Annotated in this window: 17 protein-coding genes; 3 read left to right on the forward strand and 14 right to left on the reverse strand. The window is 55.7% G+C overall.

Going from position 1 to position 17,672, the window contains the following annotated elements:
- The 7 genes from tatB to udp all read right to left on the reverse strand — a co-directional run bounded on the left by tatB (position 1) and on the right by udp (position 6,313).
- Positions 1-543 carry a Sec-independent protein translocase protein TatB gene (gene tatB, locus APU11_RS17040; RefSeq protein ID WP_023621768.1) on the reverse strand — a complete coding sequence of 181 codons (543 nt, stop codon included), beginning with the start codon at positions 541-543 and terminating at the stop codon, positions 1-3.
- Between the two features lie 3 nt (positions 544-546).
- Positions 547-801: a Sec-independent protein translocase subunit TatA gene (gene tatA, locus APU11_RS17045; RefSeq protein ID WP_013099238.1), complete on the reverse strand. Its 255-nt coding sequence runs from the start codon at positions 799-801 to the stop codon at positions 547-549.
- Between the two features lie 76 nt (positions 802-877).
- Positions 878-2,518 (reverse strand): ubiquinone biosynthesis regulatory protein kinase UbiB, encoded by a 1,641-nt coding sequence (ubiB, locus tag APU11_RS17050; RefSeq protein WP_020688734.1) that lies wholly within the window; start codon positions 2,516-2,518, stop codon positions 878-880.
- Complete coding sequence (gene ubiJ / locus APU11_RS17055; RefSeq protein ID WP_029883134.1) at positions 2,515-3,120, reverse strand: ubiquinone biosynthesis protein UbiJ; 606 nt, start codon at positions 3,118-3,120, stop codon at positions 2,515-2,517. Before ubiJ ends, ubiB begins: the two co-directional genes overlap by 4 nt.
- A 13-nt stretch (positions 3,121-3,133) precedes the next feature.
- On the reverse strand, positions 3,134-3,889 hold the full coding sequence (gene ubiE / locus APU11_RS17060) for a bifunctional demethylmenaquinone methyltransferase/2-methoxy-6-polyprenyl-1,4-benzoquinol methylase UbiE (protein WP_013099241.1): 756 nt from the start codon (positions 3,887-3,889) through the stop codon (positions 3,134-3,136).
- A 66-nt stretch (positions 3,890-3,955) separates the two neighbouring features.
- Positions 3,956-5,413 (reverse strand): DNA recombination protein RmuC, encoded by a 1,458-nt coding sequence (rmuC, locus tag APU11_RS17065; RefSeq protein WP_058650620.1) that lies wholly within the window; start codon positions 5,411-5,413, stop codon positions 3,956-3,958.
- Between the two features lie 138 nt (positions 5,414-5,551).
- Complete coding sequence (gene udp, locus APU11_RS17070) at positions 5,552-6,313, reverse strand: uridine phosphorylase (RefSeq protein ID WP_060578678.1); 762 nt, start codon at positions 6,311-6,313, stop codon at positions 5,552-5,554.
- A 255-nt stretch (positions 6,314-6,568) separates the two neighbouring features.
- On the opposite strand from udp, the gene APU11_RS17075 reads away from it, so the two are divergent.
- Complete coding sequence (locus tag APU11_RS17075) at positions 6,569-7,375, forward strand: dienelactone hydrolase family protein (protein ID WP_058650621.1); 807 nt, start codon at positions 6,569-6,571, stop codon at positions 7,373-7,375.
- A gap of 59 nt (positions 7,376-7,434) precedes the next feature.
- On the opposite strand, the gene metE is transcribed toward APU11_RS17075, so the two are convergent.
- Entirely contained in the window at positions 7,435-9,696 is a 2,262-nt protein-coding gene (gene metE / locus APU11_RS17080; protein WP_047352124.1) for a 5-methyltetrahydropteroyltriglutamate--homocysteine S-methyltransferase, read from the reverse strand.
- A 115-nt stretch (positions 9,697-9,811) separates the two neighbouring features.
- On the opposite strand from metE, the gene metR reads away from it, so the two are divergent.
- On the forward strand, positions 9,812-10,765 hold the full coding sequence (gene metR / locus APU11_RS17085; protein ID WP_013099245.1) for an HTH-type transcriptional regulator MetR: 954 nt from the start codon (positions 9,812-9,814) through the stop codon (positions 10,763-10,765).
- Here the strand turns inward: metR and APU11_RS17090 are convergent.
- From APU11_RS17090 to pldB, 3 genes are all read right to left on the reverse strand, one after another.
- Positions 10,653-11,552 (reverse strand): carboxylate/amino acid/amine transporter, encoded by a 900-nt coding sequence (locus APU11_RS17090; RefSeq protein WP_023621553.1) that lies wholly within the window; start codon positions 11,550-11,552, stop codon positions 10,653-10,655. The genes metR and APU11_RS17090 overlap by 113 nt on opposite strands.
- An 82-nt stretch (positions 11,553-11,634) precedes the next feature.
- Positions 11,635-12,435 carry a sugar/pyridoxal phosphate phosphatase YigL gene (gene yigL / locus APU11_RS17095; protein WP_013099247.1) on the reverse strand — a complete coding sequence of 267 codons (801 nt, stop codon included), beginning with the start codon at positions 12,433-12,435 and terminating at the stop codon, positions 11,635-11,637.
- 25 nt (positions 12,436-12,460) lie between these two features.
- Positions 12,461-13,453: a lysophospholipase L2 gene (gene pldB / locus APU11_RS17100; RefSeq protein WP_013099248.1), complete on the reverse strand. Its 993-nt coding sequence runs from the start codon at positions 13,451-13,453 to the stop codon at positions 12,461-12,463.
- 111 nt (positions 13,454-13,564) lie between these two features.
- On the opposite strand from pldB, the gene rhtB reads away from it, so the two are divergent.
- Entirely contained in the window at positions 13,565-14,185 is a 621-nt protein-coding gene (gene rhtB / locus APU11_RS17105) for a homoserine/homoserine lactone efflux protein (RefSeq protein WP_013099249.1), read from the forward strand.
- Here rhtB and rhtC read toward each other — a convergent pair.
- From rhtC to pldA, 3 genes are all read right to left on the reverse strand, one after another.
- On the reverse strand, positions 14,182-14,802 hold the full coding sequence (gene rhtC / locus APU11_RS17110) for a threonine export protein RhtC (RefSeq protein ID WP_048972354.1): 621 nt from the start codon (positions 14,800-14,802) through the stop codon (positions 14,182-14,184). The two genes, rhtB and rhtC, sit on opposite strands and share 4 nt — an antisense overlap.
- Positions 14,803-14,863: 61 nt before the next feature.
- Positions 14,864-16,693 (reverse strand): ATP-dependent DNA helicase RecQ, encoded by a 1,830-nt coding sequence (gene recQ, locus APU11_RS17115; RefSeq protein ID WP_029883130.1) that lies wholly within the window; start codon positions 16,691-16,693, stop codon positions 14,864-14,866.
- Positions 16,694-16,783: 90 nt separating this feature from the next.
- Entirely contained in the window at positions 16,784-17,653 is an 870-nt protein-coding gene (gene pldA, locus APU11_RS17120; RefSeq protein WP_013099252.1) for a phospholipase A, read from the reverse strand.
- Positions 17,654-17,672 lie beyond the last annotated feature (19 nt).

Consider the following 17,672-nt stretch of genomic DNA (forward strand, 5'->3'; position numbering starts at 1 on the left):
TTACGCTTTATCACTCGACGAGGGGGATGATTCGGTAACAGGCGCGGCGGGCTTTGCTTCAGCCGCGTTGACCACAGGGTCTTCCGGCTGCGCCTGTTTTTTCAGTTCAGGTTCCTGCGGCGTATGTTCAGGCGCGGTGGCCTGATGCTCCGCGCTGGCAGGCGTTACGCCCTCGCGCTGCGCTTCACTATTTTTCACCACCGGGTTATGGATGGTGTTCGCTTCATCGCTCGCTTTTTCAGGATCGTTAACGCTGTACGAGCGCTTCATGGATTCTGCCGCTTCGCGCAGTTCATCCATGGAGGCTTTCAGTTCCGGCGTCAGGTTATCCATGCTCGCCTTCTCAACCTTTTTCAGGCTTTCCTGAAACTCCTGCAGCTTAAGTTCCTGCGCCAGCTCGTTCTGTACGGTGGATGCCAGCGAACGAAGCGCACGCACCCACCCCACAACCGTTTTGACTGCAACGGGTAAACGCTGTGGCCCCAGCACGATGAGGCCAATCACAAAGACCAGCAGCAGCTCACTAAAACCAATGTCGAACACGACTTACACCTGCTCTTTATCGTGGCGTTTAGCGTCTTCCTTTTTGGCATCTTCTTGCTTGTCGGAGATGGATTTAGCAGTAAAGTCAGCGTCCTGGCTGGTTTTATCCTGCTTGCTCTCATCATCGCTCATTGCTTTCTTGAAGCCTTTGATAGACGCGCCCAGATCGGAACCGATAGAACCGAGCTTTTTGGTGCCAAACAGCAGCACGACGATGACGGCAATAATGACTAATTGCCAGATACTGATACCACCCATACATATTCCTCAGAGATAGATGATTAATTAGTCAGACCGCATTATACGTATGCGACCTGGTGATAGCGATGCCTGTTCAGCGCGTCTTTCTCCAGCCAACGAACCAGACCACTATTCCGGCAGCCATTAGCCAGGCGGGCATCATCTGCCAGTCCGGACGGTTGATTAACAACAACGTACCACTGAGCAGCAGGGTTGCGCCAATGCCAAACAGATAGCGAGACTGGCCCTGGCGTACGCGGTTCGACTGAAGCTCGTGGGCGATTTTATCCATGCTGAGCTGAAGGTTCTTGCTCTGACGCAAACTGTCATACACCAGTTCTGGAAGTTCCGGCATTTTTTCAACCCAGAACGGTGCTTTCTCTTTGAAAGCTCGTACCAGAGCCGGAATGCCAACCTGATCCTTAATCCAGGATTCCAGGAACGGTTTCGCGGTCTTCCACAAGTCTAACTGAGGATAGAGCTGTCGACCTACACCTTCAACGTAAAGTAATGTTTTCTGAAGTAAAACAAGCTGTGGCTGCACTTCCATATTGAAGCGGCGAGCGGTGTTAAACAGATTCAGCAACACGTGACCGAACGAGATTTCTGCCAGCGGTTTTTCAAAAATCGGTTCACAGACGGTACGGATGGCAAACTCAAACTCTTCGACATTGGTGTCCGGCGGAACCCAACCTGAGTCAACGTGCAGTTCAGCCACTTTACGGTAGTCACGATTAAAGAAGGCGATAAAATTCTCCGCCAGATAACGCTTATCTTCTTTATTGAGCGAGCCGACAATACCGCAATCAATGCCGATATATTGCGGGTCGTCCGGATGCTCATAGCTCACAAAGATATTGCCCGGATGCATGTCTGCGTGGAAAAAGCTGTCGCGGAAGACCTGAGTAAAGAAGACCTGCACGCCACGTTCGGCCAGCAGCTTCATGTTCGTTCCCTGTTTCTCCAGGGCCACGACATCCGAGACGGGAATACCGTAAATACGTTCCATGACCATCATGTTCTGGCTGCAGTAGTCAGAATAGACTTCAGGAACATACAGCATCGGGCTGTTTTCAAAATTGCGCCGTAGCTGAATGGCGTTTGCCGATTCGCGCAGCAGGTTTAGTTCATCGATCAGCGTTTTTTCATATTCCCGTACCACTTCCAGCGGGCGCAGGCGGCGTCCGTCAGGGAGCAGACGCGGAACCCAGCGCGCCAGACGATAGATAAGCTTCATGTCCGCTTTGATGATCGGCAGAATATCCGGGCGGATAACCTTGATCACGACTTCTTTGCCATTCTCTTTCAGACGCGCGGTATGCACCTGGGCAATAGAAGCAGAAGCCAGCGGCTGAATGTCGAAATCGTCGAACCAGGTCTCAACAGGAATATTGCCCATCGCCTCTTCGATCTGTTTTTTCGCGCGCACGCCGTCAAACGGGGCCACACGATCCTGCAGCAGTGCCAGCTGATCGGCAATCTGGGGAGGGAAAAGATCGCGACGGGTAGAGAGCATTTGGCCGAACTTAATCCATACCGGGCCCAGCTCCTGTAGCGCCAGACGCAGGCGTTCACCCAGCGGCTGTCCTTTGTGGCGATTAGGCATCCAGAACAACATCCGCCGCCAGATACGAAGCGGCAGCGTGATACGCATTTTGGGGATAAGCTCGTCGAGCCCGTAACTCAAAAAGGTGTGGACGATAAAATAGAGGCGCCGAATTTCACCAGGCGTCATTTGCCCTCCAGTTTTTCCAGCCGTTTGGTTAACGCATCAACCGCACGTTCAACAGCCGCAGTCTCTTCCGCGAACCAGGCTACTTCCAGCGGTCCGGGGGCCATACGCCACTCTTCGGTCAGCACCTCTGCCGCATAGCGCTGCTGACGTTGCAGGCTTTTACGCAGGAAGGCGGTACCACCATGCAGGGCTTTGCCGATCCCTTCCGCTGCAATGTCGCCAATAAACGGGGCAAGCAGTTCCGCCGGGTCGAACTCGGCTAAATCGCTGAGCGCAACGAAATTTTGTACAACCTGAATGTCGCCTTCCACTTCCAGCTCACCGCTTCGGATCAGCGCCGTCAGCTGCTGGCGGTCACGCAGTTTTGGCAGCACGCTCATGCGCGTGATGACAGAGCAGTCGGCGTCTCCTTCCCACTCCCCCAGAACATCAAGCTGGCGTTCGCTGAAGACCAGCACAAGCGGCGTCGAGAACTCTTTTAAAACGATCCGCAATACCTTCCCGTTAAGTCGCTGCCGCGCGGCTTTTAGCGCTGGCGCACGATAGAGAAAGGCATTCAGTACATTCTCGATGCCTGCGGTGACTAAGGGTTTAAAGGGCACAGGACACCTCCACTCAGAACTTATAACCGCGATGCAGTGCGACGACACCCGCCGTCATGTTGAAATACTCAACGTTTTCAAACGCCGCATCCTGCATCATGGCCTTCAGGGTGTCCTGATCCGGGTGCATGCGAATGGATTCCGCCAGATAGCGGTAGCTTTCTGCGTCGTTTGCCACCAGTTCGCCAATACGCGGCAGAACATGGAATGAATAGGCGTCGTAGGCTTTGCTCAGTGGCTCGATAATCGGTTTGGAGAACTCAAGCACCAGCAGACGTCCGCCCGGCTTCAGCACGCGATACATTGAGCGCAGCGCTTTTTCTTTATCGGTGACGTTACGCAGGCCAAAAGAGATAGTGATGCAGTCAAAGGTATTGTCCGGGAACGGCAGCGCCTCGGCGTTTGCCTGCACATATTCCACATTCCCCACCACGCCGATGTTACGCAGCTTCTCACGCCCCATTTTCAGCATGGAGTCGTTAATATCAGCCAGAACAACACGCCCGGTTTCACCCACCAGACGGGAGAATTTCGCGGTCAAATCGCCCGTGCCGCCGGCAAGGTCCAGTACCGTTTGTCCACGACGCACACCGCTACAGTCGATGGTGAAGCGCTTCCACAAGCGATGAATGCCGAATGACATCAAGTCATTCATCACATCGTACTTCGCCGCCACGGAATGAAATACGTGGGCCACCATGTCAGCTTTCTGCGCTTTGGCGACAGTCTGAAAGCCAAAGTGCGTTGTGTCTTGTGAATCGTCAACCATCTCAGAGCCTGCTTATCAGTAAAATGTTCGTGAAGTGTAACAGATTGGGCGCGTTTGCCCTACGTTTCAACCACCACGTGAGAAACGCGCCAGATGCGGGTCTGGCGATAACTCTGCCGCTAACTCGTTGTCTTCACTGTCTCTCTTTTGTCCATCAGCGCCTTCGCGCAGGCGAAACTCTTCGTCCTGTGCCGTGGCTTGCTCAACCAGTTCCGGATTAATCTCGCGTTTAACCTCCACTCCCAGGCCGCGGAAGGCTTCAGCTTGCGCCAGCAGATTACCCCGCCCGGAGGCGAGTTTTTTCATCGCCTGGCGGTAGTTATCCTGCGCGCGGTCCAGGCTTTGCCCGACCGAGGACATATCATCCACAAAGAGGCGCATTTTGTCGTACAGCTTGCTGGCGCGATCGGCAATCTGCTGCGCGTTGCGGCTCTGATGTTCACAGCGCCACAGGTTGGCAATGGTGCGTAACGCCACCAGCAGCGTGGTGGGGCTGACCAGCATAATGTTGTTTTTCAGCGCTTCAGTTATCAGTTCCGGCTGTCTGTCGAGTGCCAGCAGAAACGCAGGCTCTACCGGGATAAACATCAGAACATAGTCAAGCGAGCGCAAACCCGGCAACTGCTGATAGTCTTTTCTGCCCAGCAGACGAATATGGTTCCGCACGGAGGCAATGTGCTCCTGCAACGCCGATTCGCGGGTGTAGTCATCCTCCGCGTTGAAGTAACGCTCATAGGCCACCAGCGTCATTTTGGCATCAATCACCACATCTTTACCCTGCGGAAGACGCACGATGACATCTGGCTGCATTCGCGAGCGGGCATCGTTTTCTATGCTGACCTGGGTTTCGTATTCATACCCTTCGCGCAGTCCAGAGGCTTCCAGCACCCGCGTGAGGACGACTTCACCCCAGTTACCCTGCGTTTTGTTATCCCCTTTCAGGGCGCGGGTCAGGTTGACCGCTTCCTGCGCCATTTGTGCATTCAACTGCTGCAGATTACGAATTTCGTGTGCCAGGGTGTGCCGCTCGCGGGCCTCCTGACCAAAGCTGTCCTGCACCTGACGACGGAAACCGTCCAGTTGCTCACGCAGAGGCGTCAGGAGACTGTTCAGACTCTGGCGGTTTTGTTCGTCAACGCGGCGGTTGCTGTGCTCAAAAATGCGGTTCGCAAGATTCTCAAACTGTTCGCTGAGGCGCTGCTCGCTGTTCATCATCTGGCGGATTTTGTCTTCCGCATGCAGTTGAGTGGATTCCAGGCGGGTCGTGACTTCACGGAGATCGGCTTCCAGTGAGGTGTTGATATCACGCAGATTGCGCAGTTCGTTGTTGAGTAACTCGCACTCGTCTCGCCAGTGTTCACTCAGCGCAAGTTGCTGTTTTGTCGCGCTTAACTCGGCGACTATCTCTTCACGCTCTGCCAGCTGATCGGCCTTTTGCTGCGCGTACTGATAGCTGGAAATCAGCCAGCCTATCGCCACGCCCGCGAGCGCAATCACCGCGTAAATCAGAATTGAGAGATCCACAATGCCCCCTGCATCAACGTATTACCGCACAAAATAAGATTGTGCTGTATAAACGTCCAGTTTGAAAGGGTTTTCCTGCGAGGCGCTACGCAAAAAATAAAGGCCGAACGTGTCGGCCTTTGATGTCAGAAGAGAGGATTAGATCAGACGACGGGCCGCTTCAACCACGATTTTTACCGCATGTCTTTCGGTTTGTTTCATGGTTTCGGCGTTCGGGATTTCCTGCTGGGTACGGTTGACGATAACCCCCGCCACCATACCGGCACGCAGACCCTGGCTTGCGCACATGGTCAGCAGCGTTGCAGATTCCATTTCATAGTTCATCACGCCCATAGACTGCCACTCTTCCATAGAGCCTTTAAAACGGCTCACCACACGGCCAGAGAAGGTGTCGTAACGCTCCTGACCCGGGTAGAAGGTGTCCGACGAGGCGGTTACGCCCACGTGCGTGGTTGCGCCAACGGATTTCGCTGCTTCAACCAGCGCCGTCGTACATTCAAAATCGGCAACCGCCGGGAATTCCATTGGTGCAAAGTGCAGACTCGCCCCATCCAGACGCACGGACGCGGTAGTCACCAATACATCACCCACGTTGATATGCGGCTGGATCGCACCGGTCGTCCCGATACGCAGGAACGTCCGGATGCCCAGCTGCGCCAGTTCTTCAACGGCAATGGAGGTAGATGGGCCACCGATACCGGTAGAGCACACAATCACGGCCTTACCATCCAGCTCTGCACGCCAGGTGGTGAATTCACGATGGGCTGCCAGCTTAACCGGCTTATCCATCAGCGCGGCGATCTTTTCCACACGCTCAGGATCGCCCGGGACGATCGCAAGCGTAGCCCCTTGTAAATCGTTTTTGGTGAGGCCGAGATGAAAAACATCAGACTTAGACATAGGTGACTCCTCTGTGGGTCGGTTAGTCAGAAGAAGTAAAACGGTACTTTACAGAAGCGATACGCATAATTTCGTGACACATCTCACTATGAATGAAAATGATTGCAGTAGATTTCCATAAAAGAGTGATTTACATCACATTAACAAGTTATATCGTGGTGCGCTGCACAAAAGATAGACCGTTTAAGGCACTGTGGGTTGTTAACCTGGTGTCTATATTTACCTTTGCGCTAACTCATTGGTACGGAGAATGCCATGACTGAAAAAACCGGTTTTGCACCTGCTGCGGCTCCGCATGCCTCAACCATCGTCTCAACGCCTGAAGACGCCATTACGGCGGGAGAGACCTCCATTCCCTCGCAGGGGGAAAATATGCCTGCTTACCACGCACGACCAGCATCGGCAGACGGTCCGCTGCCGATCGTGATTGTGGTTCAGGAAATTTTCGGCGTTCACGAACATATTCGCGACCTCTGCCGCCGACTGGCGCTGGAAGGTTACCTGGCCGTTGCGCCAGAGCTCTATTTCCGTCAGGGCGATCCGAACGACTACAGCGATATCCCAACGCTTTTGAGCAACCTGGTCAGTAAAGTGCCGGATGCACAGGTGCTGGCCGATCTGGATCATGTTGCCAACTGGGCGGCGCGTAACGGCGGTGATGCGCATCGACTGATGATAACGGGGTTCTGCTGGGGCGGACGCATTAGCTGGCTGTATGCCGCGCACAATCCGCAGCTGAAAGCTGCTGTGGCCTGGTACGGTAAACTGGTGGGCGAAAAAACGCTGAACTCGCCAAAACATCCGGTTGATATCGCCACAGACTTAAATGCCCCGGTGCTGGGACTGTACGGTGGTCAGGACACGGGTATTCCACTCGATACGGTAGAGACCATGCGCCATGCGCTACGCGCGGCGAATGCGAAGGCCGACATTGTCGTATACCCGGATGCCGGACACGCGTTTAACGCCGATTATCGCCCGAGCTATCACGCGGAGTCAGCCAAAGATGGCTGGCAGCGGATGCTGGCGTGGTTTAGCCACTACGGCGGCAAGAAAGCGTAAACATAAAAGCCCGGTGGCGGCGATGCCTTACCGGGCTACATAATGGGATCGACTCTGTCTTAACCCTGACGCAAATTCTGCGCCGCTTTCACCATATTCGCCAGCGCCGCGCGGGTTTCAGGCCAGCCGCGGGTTTTCAGACCGCAGTCCGGGTTCACCCACAGGCGCTCTGCCGGAATGCGCTGGGCGGCTTTCTTCAGCAGGGCTTCGATCCACTCCACGCTCGGCACGTTCGGGGAGTGAATGTCATATACGCCCGGCCCAATTTCGTTCGGATAATCGAACTCTTCGAATGACTCCAGCAGTTCCATATCTGAACGCGAGGTCTCGATGGTGATCACGTCGGCATCCAGTGCGGCGATGGAATCCATGATGTCGTTAAATTCGCAGTAACACATGTGGGTGTGGATCTGCGTGTCGTCCTTCGCCACTGCGGCATTGATGCGGAACGCTTCCACACCCCACTGCAGGTAGGCGTCCCAGTCGCTGCGACGCAGCGGTAATCCCTCGCGCAGGGCCGGTTCGTCAATCTGGATGATGCCAATGCCCGCCGCTTCCAGATCCGCCACTTCATCGCGCAGCGCCAGCGCAATTTGCTTCGCGATGGTTTCACGGGTCACGTCCTCACGCGGGAAGGACCAGCAAAGAATGGTCACCGGACCGGTCAACATGCCTTTTACCGGCTTGTCGGTCAGGGACTGGGCATATTTAGCCCATTCGACGGTGATCGGGTGCGGACGGCTGACGTCACCGATCACCACCGGTGGTTTTACACAGCGGGAACCATAGCTCTGTACCCAGCCGTTTTGGGTAAAGACGAAACCGTCCAGATGTTCACCGAAGTACTCCACCATGTCGTTACGCTCTGCCTCCCCGTGAACCAGCACGTCCAGGCCTAAGCGCTCCTGCTCCACAATCGCCTGTTTGATATGTTCCGCGATGCCGGTGCGGTAGTTGGCCGCATCAAGGTTGCCCTTTTTGAAGTCCAGGCGCAGGCCGCGGATCTCGGTAGTTTGCGGGAAGGAACCGATGGTGGTGGTTGGCCACGCAGGCAAGTTGAAACGGGCGCGCTGGGCTTCTGCACGCACTTCATAGGGGCTTTGACGCTGGCTGTCCTGCGCGGTGATGGCCGCCAGACGTTTTTCCACCGCCGGGTTGTGAACGCGAGACGAATGACGACGGGCCTGAATCGGAGCGCTCCATTCGGTAATCGCCGCCGTGTCGCCGCTGTTCAGGGCGTCACGCAGCAGAGCCAGTTCTTCACATTTCTGCAAAGCAAAGGCAAACCAGCTTTTCACTTCCGCATCCAGGCGGGTTTCAACGCTGAGATCGATAGGGCTGTGCAGCAGTGAACACGAAGAGGCCACCCATAGCTCACGTTTGCCGACGATGTCCTTAATCTGAGCATATTTTTCTGTCAGATCGGCGCGCCAGACGTTACGACCGTTTACCAGCCCGGCAGAGAGCAGCCACTCCGCTGGCAGGCGCTTGTGCAGTTCTGCAACATCATCTTTTCCATGCACCAGGTCAACGTGCAGGCCCTGTACTGGCAATTTGGTGATGGTGCCGAGGTTCGGCGTCACACCTTCAAAGTAGGTGGTAAGCAGCAGCTTCACCTGCCCGGTCAGTGCATCGTAAGCCGGTTTGAAGGCATCGAGCCACGCTTGCGGCAGCTCGAGCACCAGCGCCGGTTCGTCGATTTGCACCCACTGAATACCGCGTTTGCCCAGCTCAATCAGCACCTGTTTGTAGACCGGCAGGATATCCTTCAGCAGGCTCAGACGATCGAACGGCTCGCCTTTGACTTTCCCTAACCACAGGTAGGTCACTGGCCCCAGCAGCACCGGTTTCACCTGGTGCCCCAGCGCCAGCGCTTCGTCCACTTCATCCAGCAACTGGGTCCAGGTCAGTTTGAACTGCTGACCTTTAACAAACTCCGGCACCATATAGTGATAGTTGGTGTTAAACCACTTGGTCATTTCCGCCGCTGCCGCTGGCTCACCGGTTGGCGCACGGCCACGGCCGATGCGGAACAGCGTGTCGATATCTACCGATCCATCGTTGTTCTGATGACGAGCCGGGACATTGCCAAGCAGCAGGCTGGTCGTCAGAACATGGTCGTACCAGGCGAAATCGCCCACCGGCAGCAGGTCTACGCCCGCCTGTTTTTGCTGCTCCCAGTGGCGGGCACGCAGTTCGCGGCCCACTGCCAGCAGCTCTTCACGCGTGGTGTTTCCTGCCCAGTAGCTTTCTTGTGCTTTTTTTAGCTCGCGACGAAGGCCAACGCGAGGGAAACCGAGAGTGTGATTGCGGATTGTCATGTCATGCCCCTTGTGAAATTCGTTATTTAGACGTCCAGATGTTTACACATCTATAATTGGCAGGTACTGTATATTCCTCAAGCGCAAAATGTTCATGGCGAAGTGAAGGACTTTCATGATCGAGATAAAACACCTGAAAACGCTACAAGCGTTGCGAAACTGCGGTTCTCTCGCGGCGGCGGCGGCCTCACTGCACCAGACTCAGTCCGCCCTTTCTCACCAGTTCAGCGATCTGGAACAACGTCTCGGCTTTCGTCTTTTTGTGCGTAAGAGCCAGCCGCTGCGCTTTACCCCCCAGGGCGAGATCCTCCTGCAGCTGGCAAATCAGGTGCTGCCGCAAATTGCCAGCGCGCTTCAGTCCTGCAATGAGCCACAGCAAACTAAATTGCGTATCGCCATTGAGTGCCACAGCTGTATTCAGTGGCTGACCCCCGCGCTTGAGAACTTCCGCCAGAAGTGGCCGCAGGTAGAAATGGACTTTACCTCCGGCGTGACGTTTGACCCGCAGCCGTCACTCCAGCAGGGCGAGCTGGATCTGGTGATGACGTCAGACATTCTGCCGCGTAGCGGCCTGCATTATTCGCCAATGTTCGATTATGAGGTGCGTCTGGTGCTGGCACCGGATCATCCGCTGGCCAGCAAGACGCGTATCACCCCGGAAGACCTGGCGACTGAAACGCTGCTGATATACCCGGTGCAGCGCAGTCGCCTGGATATCTGGCGCCATTTCCTGCAGCCGGCGGGCATCAGCCCACAGCTGAAAAGCGTGGATAATACGTTGCTGTTGATTCAGATGGTTGCCGCCAGAATGGGCATCGCGGCGCTGCCGCACTGGGTGGTAGAGAGTTTTGAACGCCAGGGCCTGGTGGTCACCAAAACCCTGGGAGAAGGACTGTGGAGCCGGCTGTACGCCGCCGTGCGCGATGGCGAGCAGCGTCAGCCGATCACGGAAGCGTTTATTCGCTCAACGCGGAACCACGCGTGCGACCATCTTCCGTTTGTGCGGAGCGCGGAGCGACCCAACGGCGATGTACCCACAGCGAAGCCAGGATCACCGCTCCCCCAATAAGGAAACTCGGCCAGTGGGGCTGTTGCTGCCAGATAGCAAGGTTTACCAGTAGCCCCGCGGGCACGTGCACGTTGTTCATGATGCCCAGCGTACCGGCGTCTACCTGAGTTGCGCCATAGTTCCACATGAAGTACCCCAGCCCCGAGGCCACCACGCCCAGCCAGACCAGAATGCCCCACTGCACGGTAGTGGTAGGTAATTTTTGCGGGTTACCCAGCATAAACCAGGCCGCGACCGCGACCACCGCCGCCCCCATATAGAACCAGGCAAACGCGTTGTGCTGTGGCATCGGGCGGGTTTCCATCAGACGCTTGTAGCCCACCATACCAATAGCGAAGCTGATGTTTGCTAACTGCACGAACATCAGGCCGGTCCAGAAGTGATCGCTCACTTTATCGTAGCGAATAATCGCCGCGCCAATCACCGCCAGCGCTGCGCTCAACAGATAGCCCCAACGCAGACGACGCCTGCTGAGCAGGTCGTAAATCAGCGTGATATAGAGCGGCGTCAGCACCGTAAAGAGCAGGAACTCCGAGACGGACAAGTAGATATACGCCCGAAAGCTGAACAGATACATGATGCCGAGCTGCATCGCCCCCACCAGCATATACAGCAAAACGGTTTGCAGGGATTGTCCGCGCGTACGCAAAAAGGGCAGGAACACCAGCGCCGCCAGCCCCACGCGCATCAGCACCGAGAAATAGCTGTCGACCGATCCGGCAAGGTATTCGCCAATCAGGCTAAAGGAGAAGGCCCACAGGATAGTGGTGATAATGAGTAGCGCCACAATGCTTGTCTCTCAGAAAGAAGGAGAGGCATTGTAGCGAACTCTTTAGTTGACAACTGAGCAATAAAAAACCAAATGAAGATTATTCAAGGAACAGCTTGCGCAGATATTTTGGTACCGCATTGTCTGCGTTGGTGCCGATCACTTCCAGCTCCGGGTGCAGGTCTTTCAGGCGCTGGTGCGCGTTCTGCATGATGCAGCCTTTACCCGCCATCGAGAGCATCTCAGCATCGTTCATGCCATCACCAAAGGCGATACAGTCTTTCAGCTCAAAGCCCATGCGTTTGGCCACCGCTTCCAGAGCGTGCCCCTTGGAAACGCCACCCGCCATCACTTCCAGGCAGGTCAGCGTGGAGAAGCTTACGTTGACGCGATCGCCCCAGCGGGCGTTGATCGCCTGCTCCAGCGGCAGCAGTTCTTCGTGACTTTCGCAGGTAAAGAAGACTTTGCTGATCCCTTCCGGCTCGAGCAGACCTGGCTCATACAGGGAGTAGTTAAACACCGCTTCTTTGAAGAAGCGCATCTCTTCCGGGCGGTGGCGGTTCATGAACCAGTCATCGTCGCGGTAAACGTTCGTGACGATAGCCGGATTATTGTGCACCACACCGAACAGATCGGCGGCAATATCACGATCCAGGTTGTGGGTAAAGATCAGATTGCCATCGGTGTCGTGAACGCGCGCACCGTTGGAGGTGATCATGTACGATTTAATCTCAAGATTATCGCGGATCTGCCCCACATCCACGTGGTGGCGCCCGGTGGCAAACACAAAGTGCACGCCACGGGCAGTCAGCAGCTTTAAGGTCTCTTTCGCGTACGGCGACAGGGTGTGGTCGGGGGAAAGCAGCGTGCCATCTAAATCAGATGCAACAACCTGGTACATAGGAAAATTTAACCTCAATAGAAAATCAGTTATGCCGGTCGAAAAACTCGACGATGGCGTTAAGCGCGACTGAGCGCATAGCGTCCTTTTCAAAAAGGATCTCATGGTACGCGCCGTTGATGACCAGCGGTTTACCCCCTTCACAAGGGTGACCGGCGGCAGCGCGCAGTTCACAAAAACGGTCATGCATGCGGTTATCCACCACACGCTCTTCTTCAGCCTGAATCAGGAGTGTCGGCGTGTCATCATCACCAACGCCCGCCAGAACCTGCTCCCCTGCATGTATCCCCTCCCGCACCCAGTGCCAGGTGGGGCCGCCAACGCGCAAGCGAGGCTCATCGGCATAGAAGCGCAGGTTGCGGCGATAACGCTGACGGCTATGGGTTAAGACGTTGAGGGCAAACGGCAAAGCCCGCCAGCGCCCTGTTCCGATGGCGTAGCCTTCACGAATGCGCTGATGGCCCTCAGCCCAGTCGAGAAGATGGCGCACCATCCAGTCCGGAAAACGTATCACAATGCCATACATCGGCGCGGTCAGCGCAATGGCATCGCACTGGTGATCGTAGCGCTGCAAAAAGAGCGTAGAGATCGCGCCGCCCATGGAGTGCGCAAGAATATAGCGCTTACGCCACGGGCCGGGCTGCACTTCCTGCTGCCAGAAGGCGGCAAGATCGTCGACATAATCACTGAAGTTATCTACATGGCCGCGATGGGTATCCGGCAACATTCGACCAGAAAGCCCCTGCCCGCGATGGTCGATAATTAACACGTCAAAACCCAGATGGAACAGGTCGTACGCCAGCTCGGCATATTTTATGTAGCTTTCGATACGCCCGGGGCAGACCACAATCACCCGGTCATTTTTTTCATCACGGAAACGAACAAAGCGCACCGGGATATTCCCGACGCCCGTAAACTCATCTTCCTCACGCTGACGCCAGAAATCGGTCAGCGGCCCCATGGAGAAAGCAGCAAATGCGTTTTCTCGTGTTTCCCAGTCCTTTTTCTGCTGCAACATCGGGTTTCCACCCCCCGTCATTCAGGGAATATCGTTTTTTTCGTAACTGGTCACAAAATGACTCAACAATAGCGTATTGTGGCATAAAAACAGACGATTCGGGAGTTTCAAATGACCTTCGAGTGGTGGTTCGCTTACCTGCTGACATCCATCATCCTCAGCCTGTCACCGGGTTCGGGGGCAATTAATACCATGACAACCTCCATTAACCACGGTTATCGCGGGGCGGCAGCATCCATTGCCGGTTTGCAAACCGGACTGGGGATTCACATTGTGCTGGTGGGCGTGGGTTTAGGGACGCTCTTCTCCCGCTCGGTGCTGGCATTTGAAGTGCTGAAATGGGCCGGTGCGGCATATCTGATTTGGCTCGGTATTCAGCAGTGGCGAGCAGCAGGCTCAATTGATCTCAACACTCTTGCCCGGACGCAAACGCGCGGTCGCCTGTTTAAGCGGGCGGTGTTTGTGAATCTGACCAACCCAAAAAGCATCGTTTTTCTGGCTGCCCTGTTCCCGCAGTTTATCGTCCCGCATCAGCCGCAGGTCATGCAGTATGTAGTCCTGGGCGTGACCACCATTGTTGTCGATATTATTGTGATGATTGGCTACGCGACGCTGGCGCAGCGGATTGCAGCATGGATTAAAGGGCCTAAGCAAATGAAGGCCCTGAACAAAGTGTTTGGTTCGCTGTTTATGCTGGTTGGCGCGCTGCTTGCGTCAGCGCGTCATGCTTAGCGAGAGATAATAAGGTGAATACCAAAGCCGGCGAACAGCGCGCCGGCGAAGCCGTCAATCCACTTCGCGATGCGCTGATAGCCACGGCGCATCGCCGGTAAGGCAAACAGGCTGGCAACAACGGTGAACCACGCAAACGTCTCAACCACAATCAGCAGGAAGATACCCCAGCGTGCACCTGCCCCCACGCTGTCGCCCACGAACAGGGAGAAGACGGAACCGAAATAGATAATCGCTTTCGGGTTCGCCAGGTTGGTCAGCAGCCCTTTAACAAAGCTACGGCCGCCCGTTGCCAGCTCAATTTTTGGCTCTTGCGGTTTTTTCTCTTCTTTCTTCAGCGCCCCGCGCAGCATCTGGTAGCCCATCCAGCACAGGTACAGACCGCCACCGACCATGATGATGTTATGCAGCCACGCCATCTTCGCCAGGATGAGGTTCAGGCCAAGCAGCGCCACGGCCGCCCAGACCATAACACCCATAGTGATACCCAACACCCCCATCATTGCTTCTTTGCGGGAGCGGCTGACGGCGGTTTGTGACACGAAGAAAAAGTCAGGGCCCGGGCTCATCAGCGCAACAATGTGCACCAACGCCACGGTAAGAAATAGCATTAACATAATTCGCTCGCGGGGAAATAATTCAGTGAGTCATCATCCTGGCACTTTTTTGCGCGGCTGACTACTCCTCATCATCACCATCGACATGTGAACGGATGAGCGCCATGAATTCTTTACCAAAGCGCTCCAGCTTGCGCGTGCCCACGCCGTTGACGCTGAGCATTTCGCTGGCGCTGAGCGGCATCTGCTCGGCCATCTCGATCAGCGTCGCGTCGTTGAAGACCACATATGGCGGAATGTTCTCTTCATCGGCAATCGCTTTACGCAGCTTGCGCAGTTTGGCAAACAGCTTGCGGTCGTAGTTGCCGCCGTAGGATTTCTGCATCACCCGCGGTTTCAGGGCAACTACGCGCGGCACGGCGAGCTTGAGTTCAACATCCCCACGCAGCACCGGGCGCGCGGCTTCGGTGAGCTGAAGCGCGGAGTGCTGGGCAATGTTCTGTGTGGCAAAACCGAGGTGAATCAACTGACGAATAATGCTGACCCAATGCTCGTGGCTCTGGTCTTTGCCAATACCGTAGACAGGCAGCTTATCGTGGCCCATGTCGCGGATACGCTGGTTATTGGCGCCGCGCAGCACTTCCACCACGTAGCCCATCCCGAAGCGCTGATTAACACGGTAAATGGTCGAAAGCGCCTTACGCGCGTCCATTAGGCCATCGTACTGCTTTGGCGGGTCGAGACAGATATCGCAGTTGCCGCACGGCTCCTGACGCCCTTCACCAAAGTAGTTGAGCAGCACCAGACGACGGCAGGTCTGCGCTTCCGCAAACGCGCCCATGGCGTTGAGTTTGTGACGCTCGATATCCTGCAGCTGTCCCTGCGGTTTCTCTTCAAGGCAGCGGCGCAGCCACGCCATATCGGCCGGATCGTAAAACAGCATCGCTTCCGCAGGCAGGCCATCACGGCCTGCGCGGCCGGTTTCCTGGTAGTAGGATTCGATATTTCGCGGAATGTCGAAGTGCACCACAAAGCGGACGTTGGGCTTGTTAATGCCCATGCCGAACGCCACCGTCGCCACCACAATCTGCAGGTCATCACGCTGGAATTTTTCCTGCACGTCGGCGCGGATGTGGTTTTCTAACCCGGCATGATAGGCCGCCGCGCTAAAGCCGCGGTTTTGCAGACGCGCAGCGGTGTCTTCCACCTTCGCGCGGCTGTTGCAGTAGATGATGCCTGACTTGCCGCGTTGCTCCTGCACATAGCGCAGAAGCTGATCCAGCGGCTTGAATTTTTCCATCAGCATATAGCGGATGTTCGGGCGGTCGAAGCTGCTGACCTGGATCAGCGGGTCGTTCAGCCCCAGCAGGCGGACGATATCCAGCCGCGTGGTGTCATCTGCCGTGGCGGTCAGCGCCATAAACGGCAGTTCAGGGAAGCGCTGACGCAGCTGACCAAGTGCCGCATATTCCGGGCGGAAATCGTGGCCCCACTGCGAGATACAGTGTGCTTCATCAACGGCCAGCAGAACGGGATTCCAGTGCGCCAGATGGTCGAGGAAGTTATCCAGCATCAACCGTTCTGGTGCGATATACAGCAAGCGAACCTGTCCGGTACGGCAACCGGCCATCACCTCTTGCTGCTGCTCGCGGGTTTGCGTGGAGTTAAGACAGGCCGCCGCCACGCCGTTGGCGAGCAGCTGGTCAACCTGGTCTTTCATCAGAGAAATCAGCGGCGATACCACGACCGTCAGGCCATTAAGTACCAGCGCGGGCACCTGATAGCAGAGCGATTTACCGCCACCGGTCGGCATTACCACCAGGCAATCACGGCCTTCCAGCACGGTTTCAATGATGGTTTCCTGGCCAGGACGGAACTGCTGGTAGCCAAAGGTTTCATGCAAAACCTGTTTAGCCAGCGACTCCTGATTCAATACTTCCGCCTGCGCCACATTAACCCCATATGCCAGAAATGAAACAGGCGCTATTTTCAGCGCCTGAGAGAGAAACTTCAACGTTTAACGCAAAAACATTCGAGCGTCTTAGAAAATATCGTTCAGCATCACGCCGACACCCACGCGGGTCTGATTGAAGTTGTAATCGATGAGCGACTCGCCGTAACCGCTGTAGACCTGCGTATAGATACGCACGTGTTTGGTCATCGGGTAGCTTAAGCCCACTTCTGCGCCGCCGTAACCGGTGTTCCAGTTGTACTGGCCCCTGGCGCTCAGCACCGCATCACCCAGCTGATAGCCAATCCTGAGCTGATAGTAGCCCATATATTTGGTGATATCCGGGTTGTCATCGGTGCTGCCCACCACGTACCACGGCTTCACTTCCACCATCATATTACCGTTTTGCGCCATCAGGCGCGTATAGGCGCGGTTCCAGCTACGTGAGGTTGGATCGGAACGGCCGTTGGAGTCATGGTTGAAGCCCACTTCAACGTCACGCAATGTCCAGCCTGCAAACTCATAATCCGTGGCGAACCCCAGGAACAGCTGTGGCTCATAGTTGGTTTCACGGAACGGTGAAGATTCACCGCTGTTGGAAAGCTGCCACCAGGATTTCTGGGTATAAGATGCACCGAGAACCGAATTCGGCCCCAGAATGCCGCGCCAGAACGGAAACGCGAGGCTGAGCTGATATTTCACCTCATCTTTGCGCGCATTCTCAGCCCAGTCATAGGAGCGAATCGCCTCTTTGTTGAGATCGCTGGTCCAGGTATAGAGCACATAGTTGGTGTCGTACGGGTAGAGCGTGAAGGGATTATCATGCTCCTGCAGCAGGTTAGCGATAATGCTACCGCGAACTGCTGGCGTATCATGCACCTCTTTGACTGTCGCTTCCTGCGCATAGGCTGTGAGGGGCAGCGCAACCGCTGCCAGTAACCCTGCCAGATACGTCCGCATCGGTGGTGTTCTCCTGCAA

Origin of the sequence: Enterobacter sp. 50793107, assembly GCF_001463365.1 — a bacterium.
GTDB classification, from domain to species: domain Bacteria; phylum Pseudomonadota; class Gammaproteobacteria; order Enterobacterales; family Enterobacteriaceae; genus Enterobacter; species Enterobacter cloacae.